The organism is Shewanella youngdeokensis, assembly GCF_033180165.1.
Classification (GTDB): domain Bacteria; phylum Pseudomonadota; class Gammaproteobacteria; order Enterobacterales; family Shewanellaceae; genus Shewanella; species Shewanella youngdeokensis.
The window spans coordinates 4,327,102-4,343,646 of record NZ_CP136522.1 but is presented as its reverse complement, the minus strand read 5'-3'; the positions used below and the strand labels follow the sequence as shown (position 1 = coordinate 4,343,646).

14 protein-coding genes are annotated in these 16,545 nt (G+C 40.8%); 11 read left to right on the top strand and 3 right to left on the bottom strand.

Features of this window, described 5'->3' with window-relative positions; translation table 11 throughout:
• Window positions 1–445 precede the first annotated feature (445 nt).
• The 5 genes from rpmH (at window position 446) to mnmE (ending at window position 4,286) form a co-directional block, all read left to right on the top strand.
• The gene (gene rpmH / locus RGE70_RS18570) at window positions 446–583 is read left to right on the top strand and encodes a 50S ribosomal protein L34 (protein WP_202287251.1); all 138 of its coding nucleotides are present in this window, start codon (window positions 446–448) and stop codon (window positions 581–583) included.
• A 12-nt stretch (window positions 584–595) separates the two neighbouring features.
• Window positions 596–952, top strand: a complete 357-nt coding sequence (rnpA, locus tag RGE70_RS18565; protein ID WP_202287250.1) for a ribonuclease P protein component — start codon at window positions 596–598, stop codon at window positions 950–952.
• Window positions 919–1,173: a membrane protein insertion efficiency factor YidD gene (gene yidD / locus RGE70_RS18560; RefSeq protein WP_310472872.1), complete on the top strand. Its 255-nt coding sequence runs from the start codon at window positions 919–921 to the stop codon at window positions 1,171–1,173. The genes rnpA and yidD overlap by 34 nt, the downstream gene beginning before the upstream one ends.
• A gap of 3 nt (window positions 1,174–1,176) precedes the next feature.
• Window positions 1,177–2,808 carry a membrane protein insertase YidC gene (gene yidC / locus RGE70_RS18555; RefSeq protein ID WP_310472871.1) on the top strand — a complete coding sequence of 544 codons (1,632 nt, stop codon included), beginning with the start codon at window positions 1,177–1,179 and terminating at the stop codon, window positions 2,806–2,808.
• A 116-nt stretch (window positions 2,809–2,924) separates the two neighbouring features.
• Window positions 2,925–4,286: a tRNA uridine-5-carboxymethylaminomethyl(34) synthesis GTPase MnmE gene (gene mnmE / locus RGE70_RS18550; protein ID WP_310472870.1), complete on the top strand. Its 1,362-nt coding sequence runs from the start codon at window positions 2,925–2,927 to the stop codon at window positions 4,284–4,286.
• Between the two features lie 444 nt (window positions 4,287–4,730).
• Here the strand turns inward: mnmE and RGE70_RS18545 are convergent, their stop codons facing one another.
• Window positions 4,731–7,262, bottom strand: coding sequence for a helicase-related protein (locus RGE70_RS18545; protein WP_310472869.1), 2,532 nt, complete (start codon window positions 7,260–7,262; stop codon window positions 4,731–4,733).
• A gap of 312 nt (window positions 7,263–7,574) precedes the next feature.
• Window positions 7,575–8,504: a DUF1186 domain-containing protein gene (locus RGE70_RS18540; RefSeq protein ID WP_375087873.1), complete on the bottom strand. Its 930-nt coding sequence runs from the start codon at window positions 8,502–8,504 to the stop codon at window positions 7,575–7,577.
• Between the two features lie 215 nt (window positions 8,505–8,719).
• On the opposite strand from RGE70_RS18540, the gene RGE70_RS18535 reads away from it, so the two are divergent.
• Window positions 8,720–9,364 (top strand): LysE family translocator, encoded by a 645-nt coding sequence (locus RGE70_RS18535; protein WP_310472868.1) that lies wholly within the window; start codon window positions 8,720–8,722, stop codon window positions 9,362–9,364.
• 68 nt (window positions 9,365–9,432) lie between these two features.
• Here RGE70_RS18535 and RGE70_RS18530 read toward each other — a convergent pair whose 3' ends face one another.
• On the bottom strand, window positions 9,433–10,797 hold the full coding sequence (locus RGE70_RS18530; protein ID WP_375087872.1) for an alanine/glycine:cation symporter family protein: 1,365 nt from the start codon (window positions 10,795–10,797) through the stop codon (window positions 9,433–9,435).
• Between the two features lie 279 nt (window positions 10,798–11,076).
• Between RGE70_RS18530 and mioC the strand changes: the two genes are divergently transcribed.
• From mioC to RGE70_RS18505, 5 genes are all read left to right on the top strand, one after another.
• Window positions 11,077–11,517 (top strand): FMN-binding protein MioC, encoded by a 441-nt coding sequence (mioC, locus tag RGE70_RS18525; RefSeq protein ID WP_310472866.1) that lies wholly within the window; start codon window positions 11,077–11,079, stop codon window positions 11,515–11,517.
• A gap of 459 nt (window positions 11,518–11,976) precedes the next feature.
• On the top strand, window positions 11,977–13,866 hold the full coding sequence (gene mnmG, locus RGE70_RS18520; RefSeq protein ID WP_310472865.1) for a tRNA uridine-5-carboxymethylaminomethyl(34) synthesis enzyme MnmG: 1,890 nt from the start codon (window positions 11,977–11,979) through the stop codon (window positions 13,864–13,866).
• Between the two features lie 117 nt (window positions 13,867–13,983).
• Window positions 13,984–14,607 (top strand): 16S rRNA (guanine(527)-N(7))-methyltransferase RsmG, encoded by a 624-nt coding sequence (gene rsmG / locus RGE70_RS18515; RefSeq protein ID WP_310472864.1) that lies wholly within the window; start codon window positions 13,984–13,986, stop codon window positions 14,605–14,607.
• 195 nt (window positions 14,608–14,802) lie between these two features.
• Window positions 14,803–15,591 (top strand): ParA family protein, encoded by a 789-nt coding sequence (locus tag RGE70_RS18510; RefSeq protein ID WP_310472863.1) that lies wholly within the window; start codon window positions 14,803–14,805, stop codon window positions 15,589–15,591.
• Window positions 15,592–15,600: 9 nt separating this feature from the next.
• Window positions 15,601–16,488: a ParB/RepB/Spo0J family partition protein gene (locus tag RGE70_RS18505; RefSeq protein WP_310472862.1), complete on the top strand. Its 888-nt coding sequence runs from the start codon at window positions 15,601–15,603 to the stop codon at window positions 16,486–16,488.
• Window positions 16,489–16,545 lie beyond the last annotated feature (57 nt).

The window sequence follows — 16,545 nt, the reverse complement described above, 5'->3', positions numbered from 1 at the left end:
GTACTTATCCCCAAAAGATCACAAAAAGAAGTGTATTCTATAGTGAGATCACGCTGATCGCTATCCTTTAAATATATTTATCCCCAGATAGATCAACTATTGAATAAGATCTCGATCCAAAAGGATCGGAACAGATCAATATTTTTGCAAAAAGGCGCAAATCCAGCTTTATTAAGCGATCCAGTTCGATCTATAATGAGCCTTGTTCGATCTGTTTTTTCTTTTACTAAACCACTAGATGTAGTGGTAACTCACAGAGTTATCCACAAATTATAGTAGGTTAGTACCTTCGAATAAAAAACTAAGAAGCGATTATTTAGCCACTTGAGTCGATTGCTTATTGACTGCACCGACTAAAGTGATTACAATTCGGCCTCTTTTTTGCCCTTACCTCTAATTTATTAGCGGCTAAGGTTTATTAACCTAACAAAGACGGATTGCCATAATGAGTAAACGTACTTTTCAACCTAGCAACCTGAAGCGCAAGCGTTCTCACGGCTTCCGCGCTCGTATGGCTACAGTCGGTGGCCGTAAGGTCATTCAACGTCGCCGTGCTAAAGGTCGCGCTCGTCTTTCTGCTTAAGTAGAGATGCAAGTGACCAGCTACACCTTTACGCGGGAGTTACGTTTGTTAACTCCCGCGCAATTTAAATCTGTCTTTACCAAACCTATCAAAGCGTCTTCCGCTGAAATAACTTTACTTGCAATACCTAATTCTGAACAGCATCCTCGTTTAGGGCTAACTGTTGCCAAGCGTTATGTAAAAAAAGCTCACCAACGTAATCGCATAAAACGTATTATTAGAGATAATTTTCGTTTACATCAGCATGATTTACCCGCTGTAGATATTGTTGTGCTTGTCAGAAATGGCGTACTTGATATGGAAAGTGCAGAACTCAAAAAATTGGTAGAAAAGCTATGGCGAAAACTCTCTCGCCGTTACAATGGCTAGCAACCACGTTTATTCGTGGCTACCAAGTATTAATTAGTCCCATGCTGGGACCTCGTTGCAGGTTCAATCCAACATGTTCATACTATGCAATTGAAGCGATTCGCTTGCATGGCTTTATGAAGGGGTGTTGGTTTGCAGCGAAACGCATATTAAAATGTCACCCTTTACATCCAGGCGGTGAAGACCCCGTCCCTAACAAAAAACACAGGTGCGATAAATAGGCTATGGAATCTCAACGCAATATATTGCTTATCGGTTTGCTTTTTGTCAGCTTTCTACTGTGGCAACAATGGCAAGTAGATAATGCTCCTCAACCGGTAGCACACACTCATACTTCAGTAGCCCCGTCTACTGTTGCCGATGCTCATAGTTCAGATGTACCTAGTGCTGATTCAGCATTACCTGAAGTAACGACGAATTCTAAAGAACTCATTACCGTTACTACAGACCTATTGGAGATTAAAATTGATCCAATGGGTGGTGATATCGTCTATTCAGCTTTGCTTGCTCATAAACTAGAAGAAAATGGCGATGATCCATTTATTTTATTAGAGCAAACAAACGACATCTATTATGTTGCTCAAAGTGGTTTAATCGGTCGTGACGGTATTGATAGTAGCCGTTCAGGTCGTGCCCATTTTGATAGCACTTCACGCGAATATACCTTAGCAGCAGATCAAGACACATTAAATGTGCCGCTAACTTACGTTGCAGCTAACGGTGTAACTTACACTAAGATGTTTACCCTTTACCGCGGTAAGTACAATGTTAATGTTGATTACAACATCAACAATACCTCTAGTGAACAGTTACAAGTTCAAATGTATGGGCAAATTAAGCACAGTATCAAGAAAAGTGAAAGCAGCATGATGATGCCAACTTATCGTGGTGCAGCTTTCTCAACAGCCGATACACGCTACGAGAAGTATAGCTTCGATGACATGGTTGACACTAACCTAGATAAATCGACACTGGGTGGTTGGGCTGCAATGCTACAACACTATTTCGTATCAGCTTGGGTGCCACCTGAAAATGATAAAAATATTATCTTTTCTAGCGTAAGCGCTGGCGGTTTAGCAAATATCGGTTTCCGTGGTGCACTTTATGACATTGCACCGGGTAGCGAGCAAACGCTTAATGCGCAGTTCTATGTCGGCCCTAAAGACCAAGAGTCATTATCAGAAATTTCTGATTCATTAAACTTGGTTGTAGATTATGGTTTCCTTTGGTGGTTAGCCGTTCCTATTTACAAGCTACTAATGTTCTTCCAGTCGCTCGTCACTAACTGGGGTATCGCAATTATCCTAATTACACTGACGGTTCGTGGTGCACTATACCCACTGACTAAAGCTCAATATACCTCAATGGCGAAGATGCGTAACTTGCAACCTAAGCTTGCAGAAATGAAAGAGCGTTTAGGTGATGACCGTCAGAAGATGGGTCAAGCTATGATGGAACTGTACAAAAAAGAGAAAGTTAACCCAATGGGTGGCTGTCTACCAATCTTGCTACAGATGCCAATCTTCATTGCGCTTTACTGGGTGTTACTTGAAAGTGTTGAACTACGTCATGCACCATTTATGTTATGGATCACCGACTTGTCAGTACAAGATCCATACTATGTCATGCCAATCTTAATGGGCATTTCAATGTTTGTGATGCAGAAGATGCAACCAATGGCGCCAACGATGGATCCAATGCAAGTTAAAATGATGCAATGGATGCCTGTTATCTTTACCGTGTTCTTCCTATGGTTCCCAGCTGGTCTGGTTCTATACTGGTTAGTGGGTAACTTAGTCGCAATTACTCAGCAAAAAATTATTTATGCTGGCTTGGAGAAGAAAGGGTTAAAATAACCTTCTAGCTTTAGCTCCAATTAAGCAAAGCGGCTAGATACTTCAGGTATCTGCCGCTTTTCTCATTTAATGAGAAGCACTTTTTAACTTGTAAACTTGAACTAGGAAACACAGTAATGACAACAGATACTATCGTGGCACAAGCGACCGCTCCTGGGCGTGGCGGTGTGGGGATTATTAGAGTGTCTGGCGACTTAGCTAGCAACGTTGCGATGGCGGTACTAGGGCGAGTCCCTAAGCCACGTTATGCCAACTACTGTGACTTTAAAAGTGACCAAGGCGATGTCATCGACCAAGGAATCGCATTATTTTTTAAAGGGCCTAACTCATTTACCGGTGAAGATGTATTAGAGCTTCAAGGCCATGGCGGCCAAATTGTGCTTGATATGCTTATTAAGCGTGTCATGGAAATCGAAGGTTTGCGTATAGCTAAACCTGGAGAGTTTAGCGAACAAGCCTTTATGAACGACAAGCTTGACCTAACACAAGCTGAAGCCATTGCTGACTTAATCGATGCTACAAGTGAGCAAGCAGCAAAAAGCGCATTAAACTCGTTACAGGGCGAATTTTCGACTCAAGTACACGAGTTAGTGGAGCAAGTAACTAACCTACGCTTATACGTCGAAGCTGCCATCGATTTTCCAGATGAAGAAGTTGATTTTCTGTCTGATGGTAAAATTTCAGGTTCACTCAATCGTATTATTACCAAGCTCAGCTCGGTGAAAGCCAGCGCTAAACAAGGTTCAATTATTCGAGAAGGGATGAAAGTGGTTATTGCTGGTCGCCCCAATGCCGGTAAATCAAGCCTTTTGAATGCGCTTGCAGGTAAAGAGTCTGCAATTGTAACTGAAATAGCAGGAACCACACGTGATGTATTACGCGAACATATCCACCTAGACGGTATGCCGCTACATATTATCGATACAGCAGGTTTACGTGATACTGCCGATACGGTAGAAAAAATTGGTATTGAAAGGGCTTGGGATGAAATAACCAGCGCCGACCAAGTACTGTTTATGGTTGATGGCACCACCACGAATGACGTTGATCCCCATGAAATCTGGCCAGACTTTATCGACCGCCTTCCTAAAAACTTAGGTGTAACAGTCATACGCAATAAGGCAGATCTTACCGGTGAAACTCTCGGCATAACCGAAGATGCTGGTCATCAGATCCACCGAATATCAGCAAAGACGGGCTTAGGTGTGGAAGACTTAAAGCAACACCTTAAATCACTAATGGGTTACCAAAGTAATTTAGAGGGCGGGTTTATTGCACGTCGTCGCCATTTAGAAGCGTTGGATCTTGCAAGCAGCCATTTAGATATAGGTAAAGAGCAACTAGAAGTATACCAAGCTGGTGAACTACTGGCAGAAGAGCTAAGGATGTCTCAGTTAGCGTTATCAGAAATCACCGGTAAATTTACCTCAGATGACTTACTTGGCAAAATATTCAGCTCATTTTGTATTGGTAAGTAGCCGCAACTAAACATTTAAGCCCTAGCTCTCTATCAGTTAAGTCTAGATCTTACCATTAAGATCTAGACGAATACTGTTTCCGACCCCGTAACTCAAATTTTACAGCTCGATCGCATTTAGATCGCTAACTGTAAACCTCTGTATAGACCCCATCAAAAATACGATCGTTAAAAACAAGTATCAACAGAGATATCAACAAGCAAAAGGGATCTATTAATAGATCGTAACAGTATAAGCAACACCACCTTAAGCCACTGATAAGTATGCTTATTATTTTAATTGATGATTTGTTTATTTACAAAATAAGCGTATAAAATTGATCTTATTCGATAAGTTATACTCAGAAAAATTCAACAAAAAAACTTCCCTGTGCAAAAGTGGATTACCTGTGGTTAAAATTCCCAATAGTTAGTACCGATCTTTACGCTTAGATCGATAAAAATATCATTTTACGTCAACAATACGACTGGCTTTACGATATTGGATCTTCCAACCGACCCACCGAGGTAACTCCCATCGTTTTGGGCCTTGTTTGCGACCACCGTTTATATAATCTAACATCACTCGTTTTCGTTTAGGCTCATATGTAACCTGTAATTTAAGCTCTGGTAGTTGTACTAATGCGGGGTAAAGTTGATCAAACTCTTCTCGCTGCCAATCAGGGATCCCATCAAACAATAGGTCTTCAGCTTCTAACATGCATAAATCTTCAAAGCCTTCCACCCCTAGTTCAACAAGCTTATCTTTAAGGTAAACATCGAGCACGAGTGGTTGATTAACCTTACAATCAAACTCCCGTGATTTACCCAATGCATACCAAATATTCCATGCAGCAACATCGGCAGCCAAGCGTTCGCCAATCCCAGGTAATTCACGCCCTTGAATAATACTCCGCACAATAGCATCAATCGCTTGCTCACCAGTGGCTTTCTCAACACGTAAATCAATCACCCTACCTGCATAAACTCGCTCAATAAGCACCTTGTGCGTGCCAGATAGCTCTTTTGTCTGTGCTAAACGGTCTTCACCTAAACCTGCTTGGCAAATTAATTGTGTTGAAATAGGCGCCATTACAGAGCCTAAGTTTAAAGTCTGTTTAACCCCTTTACCCGCTATAGAATGCTGATCAAATACCACCGCCGCAATAGCAGCCTCTTTACCTGAAAGGTCTCTAAGTTCAGGGGTAAAGCGGCTATCACGACCAATTTGTACCTCGCTAAAGCCATTGCCTAATGCTTGCACTCGCTTAATACGCCTAACAAATGCGAGTTCAGGTAAAGCCTTAATAACCGCTAATAGCCAACGGTTTCGTAACGCTTCAGATTTTCGGTCTAACATAACAGCCCTGTTTAACTTAGGTAGACCTAAAGCTTGCCTAATGTGGCACGCTAACTTACGCGCCTCTTTAATGGCATTATGTTCAATATTCAAAAAATCCACAGCGGATCCGCGTACTAATTTAATCAATGTAAAAGCATCACAGCCCAGCGGCTCCCAATCATGTAGTGACTTAACGTCGTATTCTGCACAGGGTTGTTGATACAAACGTTGTGGCACGCTTATAGCTGCCGCTAAATCCACCATAAGTTCGGTACATTCATCATCGGGCATAGCACTGATCAAATGGGCAAACTGAGTATCTATCGGTAATGGAAATAACTTTCGACCATGAGCAGTTACTTTTCCCAGTTGATCTATCGCCCCCATAGCTAACAAACGGCTTTCTGCTATCACTAGTGATTTAGGATTAATCGTGTCTACAAATTCAAGTTCATCGAGGCGTACCCCGCTGCATGCAGCAGCTAGCATAGGTTCTACTAATTCTTCACGCTGAAATTCTGGAGGTGAAATGGCTTCTAGTGGCGCATGCTCCCCCCATAAGCGCACACATAAACCCGCTTGCGTTCGACCAGCACGACCTTTGCGCTGTTCACTACTAGCTTTTGATATTCGTGCTAGCGACAATACAGTTCGACCATTTCGTTGATGAGTTCGCCGCTCTAACCCTGAATCAACCACTGCGCTTACACCTGGAATAGTCAAAGATGTTTCAGCTATATTGGTCGAAAAAATAACTCGTTGAATAAGGGCTGTAGCTAACAAAGCTTGCTGCTCAATGGGAGAAATAGCACCATGTAAAGCCACTAAATCAATATTAGCCATACCAACGTCAGCAGAAGGCTTACCTTGGATTAAAGACTGACATGCTTGCATGCAAGATAAGATTTCACGCTTGCCAGGCAAAAATACCAACACATCACCAGATGTCTGACTTAGTAAATATGTCACTGCAGCTTTTACTTTTTGCTCTAAATTGAATGCCTCAGGTAACTGTTGACTATTCGTTGACTGGTACGTTAGTTCCACGTGAAACATTTTACCTTGAGCCAACAACCTTTTTGAATTAAACCTATTATAATCAGATAAATAGCTATTAAGCCTGGCACCGTCAATTGTTGCTGAGGTAATAATTAATCGATGTTTACCACACTTTTTCAACAGTGCTAATAGTAAATCGGTGTCCCAACGACGCTCATGAAACTCATCAATAATCACCGTATCAAAACAAGCTAAACCCGCTTTCTCGTCATCACTGTCCATTGATAACCATCGTAACGCAACACCAGGGGTAACAAAGGCAATATCAGTATGCTCATCCACGCTGGAATCAAAACGAATAGCATGACCTACATTTATAGGTAGAATGGATTTTGATAAACGACTAGCTACGCTATAACTTTCTGCTAATTCACCAACATAACTTGCCAACGCCAAGCAAGCTACACGCCGAGGCTCAACCACTAATACCCGTTGTTTTTTACCATTTTCATCAGGCTCAGCACACCAAAGTGGTAGACGAGTTGATTTACCCGATCCGGTGTCTGATTCAACCACTAGATGGTGGTCTTTAATGGCTGACTTAAACTCTTGGTAGAGGGAGTCGATAGGTAACTTGATATTTGGGGAAATGGACATAGGTGGTAAACACTAAACGTTATTAGAAAGCCATAATAACGCGTAGTCAGTTAACTTGGTAATTAACGATAATATCTATGCAATAAAAGCTATGGATAAAGTTAGGTTGTTAAACTGTAGAAAATACCGCAGCTCGCGATAAAAAAAGTAAAAATACTGGGAGCAAACGCTGAAATACAGCTACCTTTTCAAGTAGTAAAGCTTACTGACGTTCAGGCACGATTTGTTTAATAATAAATATTAAGGCCACCCTAAGGTGACCTTATTGAACGACGCTTTATTAGTTCTTGCTAAAAAGCCTTAATTTATGCCCTAATTCAAGCAACACTTCTTATATTTTTTGCCACTTCCACAAGGACACGGATCATTACGCCCAGCTTGAATATCGGCAATAAAGGGCTGGTTAACATCAAAGTCTTCAAAATAGCTATCATCAAGCTCCTTTGGCGTATTCATTAAATCATCAAAAACCGCCATCAGGTCATCATCACTCATGTCAGATTCTGAGTTGAAGCCAGCCCACTGACTTAAGGACTCAATAACATCATAATCACCATTGATTAAACCGCTTTCCCACTCTGAATAGCCGATAGATTGATTGTCCCAATCAAGAATACACTTGTTTTCCGCGGGGCCTTCGTCGATAATTTTACTTTTTACATAGCCAACAAACTGATGGTGATACTGATTAAACTCATTTGAAATAAGCAAGTTAACCAACTCAAAAAGTGCGATTGTATGATTACTTTTAACAAGGTTGTCGATAAAATCAGGCACACTTTGGTTAAGGGTGTCTCTATCAATTTGACCAGTATGTAACTGAGTAAAAAGTGCACTTAAGGCTGACATTTTAACGATTTCACCCGCTTGCCCAGAGTTAATCAAAAAGCAAAGTTTTTCAGGACTCCCTTGAGCCAAAATGTAGTAAACGGTTGATAGATCTGATCCAATAAAATCCCCCAATAAGGAATCTAGTGGACTATTACAATCGTCCATATTGGTTAGGCTAATCAAAGATTCAAAACAGCTATATTCCTTACGATCAACAATTAGACAAATACCGAAAAAAAGTAAATTAGACTCCGTATCAGACAAATCCTGCTTAGCAATAAACCGCTGCATTAATTCATCTATAACCGGCAGTAATTCAGGCCACTGCAATCTAGCAGCTTGCAAAGCATCCACTGGAAGTTTAGTTAAGTCGCCACGACTCAACGTAGTAATTATATCGTCTAGTTTCATATTCAATTCGGTGTAAAAGGTGATGTAACCTATTAGGGTAGCAAAAGAGCCCGCTAAAACCTCAAATAAAATACTGACAACAGTAGATAAGTGCTTATCCGTAAACAAAGCCTGCCAACTTAACCTCTCATTTAAACGCCACATCACTTTCAATCGCGTTCGATAACTGTAAAATCCGCGCCTTGTTTCAATACTTCCCTTTATATAGTGCATTAATGATGATCGATTTAGCTTTACTCCCGTTATATCTCACCACCGTAGTCGCCCTACTCTTAATCCCTGGCCCAGACATGCTATTAATCGCAAGTTCAAGTTTAAGCTATGGAAAAAAAGTAGGCGTTTATGCCAGCTTTGGTAATGCAACATCGGGATTAATTTTAACAATACTTGCTGCTATGGGAGTTTCGGCATTAGTTGCAATGAACCCTATGGCTTTAGAATTATTACGTATTTTAGGTGCCGCATATTTACTAAAAATGGGTTGGGATTGTATGCGTAGTTCAGCAGCCGAAGCTCCAGAAATTGAACAACAACATAATCTGGCAAAATTACTATATCGCCGAGCGGTAATGAGCAACCTACTAAATCCAAAAGCACTAATCTTTTTTGTACTGTTTTTGCCGCAATTTGTATCAACACAGCTAAGTGCTAGCTCAGGCGAGCAAATGTTAGCTTTGGGGTTACTACTTAATATTATGGGGTTAACCTTCAACTTGCTACTGGTAGCATTGGTCGGAACGCTAGGCAAACCTTTACTAAAAAATGAAAATTTTCGCACCAATCAAAATAAGTTTATGGGCGTGATATTTTTCGCGCTAGCTATCTGGCTACTGGCTTCTCAGGTTCAATCAGTCACATAATTTAAAAGGCTCTATGCTTAGAGCCTTTTAAACACTTTAAATACAAACACTTAAGCTATATACAGAGCCTAACTCAAGCTTAATCGAGCAAAATAATCATCAGCAGCCGCTTTAACTTTCGGTGCTAATAATAGTGCCGACACCATTGTTGGAATAGCCATTAACGCATAAGCGCCATCAATAAGATTAATAATTTCATCAAGTGTAGCTGTAGCAGCAAACAAAATGGTTAGCAAGTATACATATTGATACTTGCGAATTTGTTTAGCGCCAAACAAAAAACTAAAGCACTGACCACCATAAAATGCTTGAGTAAAAATAGTGCTTATACTAAAAAAAAACACACACAATATAAGGATATATGGCCCAACACCTGGCATTGTTATCTCAAAAGCTTGAGCCGACAAGTTAACCCCCTCTGCCGCACTACCTTGCCACACTCCCGAAATTAAAATAATCAAAGCAGTACAAGTACACACTAATAACGTATCTATCGCAGGGCCAAGCATTGCGACTAAGCCTTCTTTAACTGGCTCATTAGTTTTGGCACTACCGTGAGCCATAACTTCAGTACCAATGCCAGCTTCATTTGAAAAAGCAGCGCGCCTAATACCTATCAACATAGTACCTAAAATACCGCCACCTACCGAGTTTAATGAGAAAGCCTCGTTAACGATTAAACCCAAATAAAATGGTACTTCATTGATGTGATTGACTATAACGTAAAAGGCACAAGCCATGTAAATCATAATCATCAACGGAACGACACTTTTAGCGACACTCGCAATTCGTTGTATTCCACCTAAAATTACGCTACCCACTAATAACATAACGACCAAACCCATGCTCAAATCAAGCCAAAATGTATTTTGCTCTACAGCATAAAAGCCCGGCTTTATGATTAGCCATTCCTTTAATATTTGAATTAATTGATTAGTATTGAATAGAGGAAAATTACCAATTAAACCCACTAAACAGAAAAAAACAGCTAAAAAACGCCATTTAGGGCCTAAACCTTCTGTAATAATATACATCGGTCCCCCCTGTAACTGACCATTCTCATCTTTTCCTCGGTACATAATTGCTAATGTACAAGTAAAAAACTTAGTCGCCATTCCAACAATAGCGCTGATCCACATCCAAAATATTGCACCAGGGCCACCCACCATAATAGCTACAGCAACACTGCCAATGTTACCCATTCCAACAGTACCAGCCATCGCACTTGATAACGCTCCTGCATGGCTTATATGCCCTTGAGCCCCTTTATCTGGGTGCTTTCCCCTAACAATAGCAATTGCATGCCCGATATAACGAAAAGGTATGAAACGAGAGTAAACAAGAAAAAATAGCCCACCACCAACGAGTAATACCAACATGTGTGGTCCCCAAGCTAGGTTCGCAAATTGGGCAGTTATAGATACTAATGTCATTTTTATACTCAATTGATGGTGGTGTTAAACAACAGAAACAGTTCTATTGTTACTTAGATGTTAACAATTGATAAACTAGCACTAATGCCTTATTACGCAAACAGCTATATATCTATAAGCCGCTAGCGCAATAAAATGGAGAGTTTAGTGGATAAAATTCGACTGACGAACTGGGTTATTGACACTGTAAAAGCACATTATCACTTAGCTTGAACGGGAGTTTTCACCTATCATGCACAACATAAATGACAATGTTTAGGCTCAATATTAGGAAGTAGCATGGCAAAAATAGAAATTTTAGTAGGCACAACATTAGGCAGTGCAGAGTATGTTGCAGATGAATTAGCTGATCAATTAAGCGAAATAGGCCATGAAGCCAACATACATTTAACCCCAAATCTAGACGATTTGGACCTCAATTCACTGTGGATAATAGCCTCTTCTACACATGGAGCAGGCGATCTTCCTGACAATATAGTGCCATTTTTAACCCAAATACAGACCTTAAAACCGGATCTGTCAGCAACAAAATTTGCCGTGTGTGCAATTGGCGATTCAAGTTATGACACTTTTTGCCAAGGGCCTGAAAAATTAGTTGAGCAGTTGTCCCTGTGCGGTGCACAAGTTTTTGTGGATAAGATCCAGATCGACATTCAATATGATCATATACCAGAAGAGGCTGCTATAGCTTGGTTAACTTGCTGGCAAGATCAACTTTAAGATCCTTTAACCAACCCCACATCGCGATCCCACTTCTAAATACCCACAATTTAGATCACACTTATCCACATATTGCAGTTAAAAATGATAAATATGTGGATAACGTATTATTTTCTTCTGATCAAACTCTGTATTAAGTAGAGACCGATCTGGTCAATGATCCACCTTGTGGATAACTAGGCGATCTATCCCCAAGCTTAAGCAAGTTTGATCGCGAATAGATCACAGGTTTGATCCGTTATTAACCTATGATTATAAAGGAAAATAAAGGTTATCCACCGAAAAGTGCTTCCTTAATAATAAACATAATAAGAGATCTATTTAAAGATCTTAAGATCTATTAAGCAGATCGGTGTTGTTCAAAACACACAAAATAGATCGTTCACCTTATGCAAAGCAAATGCTAAAATGATCCTCTCAAATACAGAATTTATCCTTTTACCAATCGAAGGCTGTCGAATGCAATTTCATGAACGGTTTGATGTAATCGTTGTTGGTGGTGGTCATGCTGGAACAGAAGCGGCGTTAGCTTCTGCCAGAATGGGATCCAAAACACTTTTGCTAACCCACAACATAGATACTTTAGGACAAATGTCCTGTAATCCTGCTATCGGCGGCATAGGCAAAGGACACCTGGTTAAAGAAATTGACGCCTTAGGTGGCGCAATGGCTATAGCAACCGATTACGCAGGGATCCAATTTAGAACATTGAATTCAAGCAAAGGCCCTGCAGTGAGAGCAACTCGTGCTCAAGCAGATAGAGCCCTTTATCGCCACAAGATCCAAGAAATTTTACAAAACCAACCCAATTTACGTATTTTTCAACAAGCGGTAGACGATCTTGTTGTTAAAAACGAAACCGTAGTGGGTGTAGTTACTCAAATGGGCTTAGCGTTTGAAGCTCCTGCAGTTGTGCTAACTGCCGGAACATTTTTAGCTGGCAAGATCCATATTGGATTAGAAAATTACAGTGGTGGACGTGCAGGCGATCCACCTGCAATCGCTTTATCACATCGATTACGTGAATTACCGATCCGAGTTGGTCGTTTAAAAACAGGTACACCACCTAGAATCGATGCTAACACCATTGATTTTTCAAAAATGATAGAGCAAAAAGGTGATGATCCATTACCTGTCATGTCGTTTATCGGTGATGTAAGCCAACATCCAGAGCAAGTGTCGTGTCATATCACGCATACCAATGAGAAAACTCACGATATTATTCGTGCTGGGTTGGATAGAAGCCCAATGTACTCGGGTGTGATTGAAGGGATAGGGCCACGCTATTGCCCTTCAATTGAAGACAAAATTAATCGATTTGCAGACAAAAATTCGCATCAAATATTTATCGAACCAGAAGGGTTAAATACCACTGAAATTTACCCTAATGGTATTTCAACCAGCCTACCTTTTGATGTACAGCTTAATTTAGTACGCTCGATCAATGGCATGGAAAACGCAGAGATCATGCGCCCTGGTTATGCGATTGAATATGATTATTTTGATCCGCGCGATCTTAAAAATTCATTAGAAACCAAAACGATCAACGGTTTGTTTTTTGCTGGACAAATTAACGGGACTACCGGTTACGAAGAAGCTGGTGCTCAAGGTTTGCTAGCAGGTATGAATGCGTCGCTACAAGTTCAAGGTAAAGAAACTTGGTGCCCACGCCGTGACCAAGCATATCTTGGCGTACTTGTTGATGATTTATCTACGTTAGGAACAAAAGAGCCGTACCGCATGTTTACTAGCCGTGCCGAGTACCGCTTATTGCTTCGAGAAGATAATGCTGATTTACGTTTAACAGAGAAAGGTCGTGAACTTGGCTTAATTGATGATGATCGTTGGGCTAAATTCAGTGAGAAAAAGGAGTCGATCGAACTAGAGCTTCAGCGTCTTCGTAGTCAGTGGATCCACCCTAAATCACCACTTGTAGATGTGTTAAATCCACATTTAAATACGCCAATAGCGCGGGAAGCTACTTTTGAAGATTTATTACGTCGTCCTGAACTCGATTACCCAACATTGATGTCAATAGATGGTTTTGGACCAGGTATAGACGATCAACGAGCTGCAGAACAAGTGCAAATCCAAGTTAAATACTCGGGTTACATTCAGCGACAACAAGATGAGATCGACAAAGCGATCCGTAATGAAACAACTGGCTTGCCGTTGGATTTTGATTATCAAGAAGTTCCAGGGCTTTCTAACGAAGTGATTGCAAAAATGAATGAGCATAAACCTGAGACAGTAGGCCAGGCCTCTCGTATTTCAGGTATGACACCTGCTGCAATATCTATCTTGTTAGTTCATTTGAAAAAACGTGGTTTATTAAGAAAAAGCGCTTAAATAGCGCGATATAACGCAAGATTGCATGATAAAGGGAAGTCTTGAGGCTTCCTTTCATCTTTTCTGCGCTTCATAATACCGACATATCTGAGTTACATTGTTTTGAGGACACAACCCGTGTTATATGCCCAGTTAAACGAATACATGGCTGAAGTAGGCCTAGAAGCTACCGAACATCAAAAAAAGCAACTTGTTGATTTTGTTGGTATGCTCAACAAATGGAATAAGGCATTTAACCTGACTTCTGTGCGTGATCCAGAACAAATGTTAATTAGACATATCATGGATAGTTTGGTTGTTTCCCCGCACTTACAAGGTTCGCGCTTTATTGATGTAGGTACAGGGCCAGGCTTACCTGGGATCCCGCTGGCGATTTTGAATCCTGACAAAGAATTTGTATTACTTGATAGTTTAGGTAAGCGTATTCGTTTTCAAAAGCAGGTTCAGTTTGAGCTTGGGATCAACAATATTTCGTCAGTAGAAAGTCGGGTTGAAGCTTATGAACCTGAAGAGTTGTTTGATGGAGTACTAAGCCGTGCGTTTGCTTCAATTCAAGATATGTTGCAATGGTGCCAACACTTACCAAAGGCTGATGGCTGTTTTTATGCGCTAAAAGGTCAATTGAATGAAGAGGAAATGGCCAATTTACCATCTGAATTTGTCATCACTGATACTGTTGAGTTGGTGGTTCCTAAGCTAGAAGAGCAACGCCATTTATTAAGAGTGGTAAAACAAGATTAAACTTAATATGTAAGCTTGTAATTGTTTTGCTTTAGATTAAAAGCTAAAGCAAGGCAGGTAAAGCGAACTGAATTGTTGCATTATTTCAGCGCTTCAAGCACTTTGGAAAAGTAAGCACGCTAATTCCCCCTCATTTTTAAGACTGCCAATGAGATAGGGTCGGAATATAATAAAAGTGACTGACAGGGTGATATTGTGGGTAAAGTGATAGCCGTAGCTAACCAAAAAGGTGGCGTCGGAAAAACAACAACTTGTGTAAACCTAGCGGCTTCGCTAGCAGCAACCAAACGACGCGTACTGCTGATCGATCTCGATCCGCAAGGTAACGCAACAATGGGAAGTGGGATCGACAAATACACTGTCGAAAACACAGCTTATGACTTATTGGTTGAAGAAAAAACATTTGAAGAAGTTGTTTGCCGAGACACCAGTGGAAAATACGATCTAATAGCCGGGAATGGAGACGTTACCGCTGCTGAAATTAAGTTGATGGAATTTTTTGCTAGGGAGATCCGTTTACGTAACGCTTTAGCCCCGATTAAAGATGACTATGATTTTATTTTTATAGACTGCCCACCTTCCCTCAATATGCTTACTGTCAATGCCATGTCCGCTGCAGATTCTGTTTTGGTCCCGATGCAGTGTGAGTATTATGCGCTAGAAGGCTTAACAGCCCTAATGGATACCATTAGTAAGATAGGTGAAATGGTCAACCCTGGCCTGTATATAGAAGGGTTACTGCGAACTATGTATGACCCACGTAATCGCCTATCAAATGATGTATCAGATCAAATAAAACAACATTTTGGTGACAAAGTTTATCGTACAGTTATCCCAAGGAACGTTCGGCTTGCTGAAGCGCCTAGTTTTGGTGCTCCAGCAATGTATTACGATAAATCGAGCGCAGGAGCAAAGGCCTACTTAGCATTGGCTGGCGAAATTATTCGCCGAGCAGAGCAATTAGAATTGGCTGAGCAAGATTAAGGAAAAAAGATGACGTTAAAGAAAAGAGGCCTAGGTAAAGGGCTTGATGCACTACTAAGCACCAGCCATGCAGCAAGTAAAAGATTAGCGCCTCAAGCTGAGGAAATTACTGACAATGTTGTTAATGATGAGCTGATTACTTTAGATATCGACAGGTTACAACCTGGTAAGTATCAGCCGCGCAAAGACATGTCGGCAGATGCACTTGAAGAGCTTGCAGAGTCTATCCGTGCCCAAGGTATTATCCAACCAATAGTTGTACGCACGGTATCGCCTAACCAGTTTGAGATTATTGCCGGTGAGCGGCGCTGGCGAGCATCGCAGCTTGCAGGTCTTACTAAGCTCCCTTGTATCGTTAAACAAGTTCCTGATGAAGCTGCTGTTGCTATAGCATTGATTGAAAACATTCAGCGCGAAGATTTAAATGCGATGGAAGAAGCTATAGCACTAAACAGATTGATTGAAGAGTTTGAGCTCACCCATCAACAGATAGCCGACGCGGTAGGTAAATCTCGAGCATCAGTGTCTAATTTATTACGTTTAAATGGCTTAAATGAAGCTGTAAAGCGTATGTTAGAAAACGGTGATATTGATATGGGTCACGGTCGCGCGTTATTGGCGATTGAAGGTGACGAACAAACCAACTTAGCTAGAATCGTCGTTTCTAAAGAGCTTACTGTTCGCGAAACCGAGCGTCTAGTCAATAAAACGTTAAATCAAGTTGAAACCACCGAAAAACCGACTAAAGACCATGATGTTAGTCGTTTAGAGAGTCAGTTGATTGAAAGGTTAGGTGCTAAAGTTTCACTGACCCACAACAAGAAGGGTAAAGGGAAAATGGTAATTAATTATCAAAATTTGGCCGAATTAGAAGGTATTATCAATAAAATCCGCTAAAAACTCAGAGTGACATTGATATTATGTAACTTTGTGACAATGGTAAATCTTCCACTT

Coding starts and splice junctions, on each gene's coding strand:
- RGE70_RS18535 (WP_310472868.1), top strand. CDS start 8,720: ATGATGATCGATTTAGCTTTACTCCCGTTATATCTCACCACCGTAGTC.
- rpmH (WP_202287251.1), top strand. CDS start 446: ATGAGTAAACGTACTTTTCAACCTAGCAACCTGAAGCGCAAGCGTTCT.
- mnmG (WP_310472865.1), top strand. CDS start 11,977: ATGCAATTTCATGAACGGTTTGATGTAATCGTTGTTGGTGGTGGTCAT.
- mnmE (WP_310472870.1), top strand. CDS start 2,925: ATGACAACAGATACTATCGTGGCACAAGCGACCGCTCCTGGGCGTGGC.
- RGE70_RS18530 (WP_375087872.1), bottom strand. CDS start 10,797: ATGACATTAGTATCTATAACTGCCCAATTTGCGAACCTAGCTTGGGGA.
- RGE70_RS18545 (WP_310472869.1), bottom strand. CDS start 7,262: ATGTCCATTTCCCCAAATATCAAGTTACCTATCGACTCCCTCTACCAA.
- mioC (WP_310472866.1), top strand. CDS start 11,077: ATGGCAAAAATAGAAATTTTAGTAGGCACAACATTAGGCAGTGCAGAG.
- RGE70_RS18540 (WP_375087873.1), bottom strand. CDS start 8,504: ATGAAACTAGACGATATAATTACTACGTTGAGTCGTGGCGACTTAACT.
- RGE70_RS18505 (WP_310472862.1), top strand. CDS start 15,601: ATGACGTTAAAGAAAAGAGGCCTAGGTAAAGGGCTTGATGCACTACTA.
- yidD (WP_310472872.1), top strand. CDS start 919: ATGGCGAAAACTCTCTCGCCGTTACAATGGCTAGCAACCACGTTTATT.
- yidC (WP_310472871.1), top strand. CDS start 1,177: ATGGAATCTCAACGCAATATATTGCTTATCGGTTTGCTTTTTGTCAGC.